Origin of the sequence: Methylobacterium sp. WL116 (genome assembly GCF_008039455.1) — a bacterium.
Taxonomy (GTDB): domain Bacteria; phylum Pseudomonadota; class Alphaproteobacteria; order Rhizobiales; family Beijerinckiaceae; genus Methylobacterium.
Genome location: NZ_VRUV01000486.1, coordinates 1 through 3433, shown reverse-complemented (window position 1 = coordinate 3433; position 3433 = coordinate 1). Strand labels below are relative to the sequence as shown.

Sequence of the window (3433 nt, the reverse complement as noted above, 5' to 3'; positions counted from 1 at the left end):
GGCCTGCTCCGCGCCGCCGCGGACGCCTTCGAGGCGCGGATGCCGGTCCTGCTCGGCCTGATCGTGCGGGAGGCGGGCAAGTCCCTGGCGAACGCCGTCGCCGAGGTGCGGGAGGCGGTGGACTTCCTGCGCTACTATGCCGGCGAGGCCGAACGGGTCTGCGGCCCGGAGGCACGGCCCCTCGGCCCGGTCGCCTGCATCGCCCCCTGGAACTTCCCCCTCGCGATCTTCACCGGGCAGGTCGCGGCCGCCCTCGCGGCCGGCAACCCCGTGCTCGCCAAGCCGGCCGAGGAGACTCCGCTCGTCGCGGCCGAGGCGGTGCGGCTGCTGGGCGAGGCCGGGATCCCGGCAAGGGTGCTGCATCTCCTGCCCGGTGCGGGCGCGGTCGGCGCGGCGCTCGTCGGCGATGCCCGGGTCCAGGGCGTGATGTTCACCGGCTCGACCGCCGTCGCCCGCCTGATCCAGCGGACGCTGGCGGACCGCCTGACCGCGGACGGGCGGCCGGTGCCGCTCGTCGCCGAGACCGGGGGGCAGAACGCGATGATCGTGGATTCCTCCGCCCTGCCCGAGCAGGTGGTGGCGGACGTCCTCGCCTCCGCCTTCGATTCGGCCGGCCAGCGCTGCTCGGCCCTGCGCATCCTGTGCCTGCAGGAGGAGATCGCCGAGCGGACGCTCGCCATGCTGCACGGGGCCCTGCGCGAGCTCGCGGTGGGCGATCCCCGGCGCCTGTCCGTCGACGTCGGCCCGGTGATCACCGCCGAGGCGGCCGAAGGGATCTTCCGCCACATCGAGACGATGCGGAGCCGGGGCCACGCGATCGCGCAAGGGGGCGAGAACCCGCAAGGGCGGAAGGATCCGGCCCTGGACGCGGGCAGCTTCGTGCCCCCGACGGTGATCGCGATCGACCGGGTCTCGGACGTGGAGGCCGAGGTGTTCGGGCCGGTTCTCCACGTGCTCCGCTACCGGCGGGACGACCTCGATGCCCTCGTCGACGCCATCGACGCCACCGGCTACGGGCTGACCTTCGGCCTGCACACCCGCATCGAGGAGACGGTGACGCGCGTCCTCGACCGGATCGGGGCGGGCAACGTCTACGTCAACCGCAACACCATCGGCGCCGTCGTCGGCGTGCAGCCGTTCGGCGGCACGGGCCTGTCCGGCACGGGGCCGAAGGCCGGCGGGCCGCGCTACCTCCGCCGGCTGATGACGCGCCCGGCCCCGTCCTGGGCCGATGCCCCCGCCGACGCGGCCCGGTCCCCGGCCGAGGCGGTCGTCGATCCGGTCGCTCGGGCCTACATCGGCTGGCTCCGGCAGCGGGGCCACGCCGAGGTCGCGTCCCGGGTCGAGCGCGATCTCGCCCGGATGCCCGCGCTGACCGAATCGGTGCTGCCGGGCCCGGTCGGCGAGCGCAACAGCTACGGCCTCCGCCCGCGCGGCCCGATCGCGGCGCTCGCCTCGGACGAGGCGGGAACCCTGCGCCAGCTCGGCGCGATCCTGGCCACCGGCCAGCGCGCGGTGATCGCGGCGGAGCGGGCGTCGTCGGGCCTGCTCGACGGCCTGCCCGCGGCGGTCCTGCGGAGGATCGTCCCCGCCGAGGATCCCGCGGGCGCGCCCGGCCTCGGCGGGGTGCTGCATGCGGGCGAGCGGGCCGATCTCGCGGGGCTGGTCCGCAGGATCGCCGAGCGCGACGGGCCGATCCTCACGATCCTGTCGATCCCCACGGCCTCCGATCCGGAGGCGGGTTACGAGCTCTCGGACCTGTTCGCGGAACGCACGGTGTCGATCAACACGGCGGCGGCGGGCGGCAACGCCAGCCTGATGGCGCTCGACGCATGATCCCATGCGATCCGGCAGCGCCCGTGCCGGGATCGGCGCCGACGAAAAAGGCGCGCCTCTTGGCAGAGGTGCGCCCTGAGTTGGTTCCGGTCTCGTGAAGGAACCCGGGTGGGATACGGGGTCGGCGCGGCGCGGGCAAGGTCTGGTCGGCGATATGCCAGCAGTGTGGCCGTGTCATCGAAATGTAACTTGGGTTAAGCCGGAGCCGGAGCGCGGGCGGCCCGTCGCGTGAAGGAACGAACCCATGGCATCGATGCAGGAGATCGCGGCGACGATGCGCAGCGTCGTCACGCCCGGGATGACGCCGAAGGCGATCCGCACGGCCATCCGGGAGAAGCACCCGGAGGCGAGCAAGAAGGAGATCGTCCGCGCCGCGTTCTACGCCCTTGCCGAGGCCCCGGCCGCGGACGCGTCGGCGGACCTGCACGGCTTCGCCCTGTCCGAGCGCGGCGCCGACGAGGAGGCCGACGCGGTCGTGACGGTGCGCAAGCGCAAGCGGAAGAAGCACGCGCCCGCCGCCGAGATAGTACCGGCCGCCTAAGGTCTTCGTCGGCAGCCTCCGCGACGGAGCCGACATCGACCCGCGGCCTCCGCCGACCGCGTCGGTGGCCAGATCGATGCTCCCCGCGCATCACACGACCCATCCGCCTTTCGTGATCGCTTCGCTGATCGACGGCCGCGCGCTTCGGCGCATAGGATGGAAGCGAAATCGCAGATCGAGGCGCGTCATGCGGTATCCCTTCGAAGGCAGCGTCGGGCGTGCACGGCAGGTCGCGTTGTTTGCCGTCTTCTACCTCACCTATTTCGGCTTGCTCCTCCTCCTCACGCGCCCTCCGTTCAAGCTGTCCACGAACGCAGCGGGCGCCGTGACCGCACTGTCGCTCTGGTCGACCGTCGTCCTGATCGTCGGAAACCGGGCGTGGAGCGGACAGCTGAGCCTGCGCGACTATGCGAATCTCTACTCGGCCGCCGACCTCGCATTCCTCTCGTTCGGCGGGAACTGCCTCATCGCCCTCGGGAGCGGTTTGCCCGATTCGGCCTTCTTCGGCCTGATGCTGCTCTCGCTCCTGCCCTGCCTCGCGCTCGGAACCGTCACCCGACGCGTTCTGTTCTCGCCGGAGGAATGGGCCGGCGTCGCCCCCGGCACCGGCACGATCGGGCACCGGCATCGCGCTCAGACCCGATGCCGGCCTGAATCCGCGCCCCGCGGACATGACCCGTGACACATCCGACACCCGTCATCGGCCGGTCATGGCGAAGGTCTATCTCGCGCCGAGGCGGTCGATCTTCCAGACGACGAACGGGTCGGCGATGGTGCAGCATCACATAGCAGGCTCGCTCATCGGGCTGCTGAGCGTGTCCTCCGCAGAGGCAGGGGCCTCTGCCTATCGCGGCGTCTGGGCCGCGTCCCCGAAGCACTGCCGGGCGGGCATGACGAACGAGGATGCCGCCTTCCGCATCGGCCGGTCGACGGTGGACGGCTTCGAGTGGCGCTGTTGGATCACGCACATCGCCGAGGACGGACGAGGCGCGCGCGTGGCCCTCGCCTGCATCCGGGACGGCATCCAATCCGAGCGGACCGTCTCGTGGCGGCTGC

Annotated in this window: 3 protein-coding genes and 1 pseudogene; all 4 read left to right on the top strand. The window is 72.3% G+C overall.

Annotated features, from left to right (window positions below; genetic code table 11):
• Positions 1 to 1836, top strand: a 1836-nt coding sequence (locus FV223_RS23220) for an L-glutamate gamma-semialdehyde dehydrogenase (protein WP_147729204.1), incomplete at its 5' end; no start/stop codon positions are given.
• A gap of 244 nt (positions 1837 to 2080) precedes the next feature.
• Positions 2081 to 2377, top strand: a complete 297-nt coding sequence (locus FV223_RS23215) for a hypothetical protein (protein ID WP_147729203.1) — start codon at positions 2081 to 2083, stop codon at positions 2375 to 2377.
• A gap of 187 nt (positions 2378 to 2564) precedes the next feature.
• The gene (locus tag FV223_RS23210; RefSeq protein WP_147896015.1) at positions 2565 to 3059 is read left to right on the top strand and encodes a hypothetical protein; all 495 of its coding nucleotides are present in this window, start codon (positions 2565 to 2567) and stop codon (positions 3057 to 3059) included.
• A pseudogene (locus tag FV223_RS23205) lies at positions 3049 to 3433 on the top strand (hypothetical protein); the annotation flags it as partial. The gene FV223_RS23210 and the pseudogene FV223_RS23205, both read left to right, overlap by 11 nt.

Coding starts and splice junctions, on each gene's coding strand:
- FV223_RS23215 (WP_147729203.1), top strand. CDS start 2,081: ATGGCATCGATGCAGGAGATCGCGGCGACGATGCGCAGCGTCGTCACG.
- FV223_RS23210 (WP_147896015.1), top strand. CDS start 2,565: ATGCGGTATCCCTTCGAAGGCAGCGTCGGGCGTGCACGGCAGGTCGCG.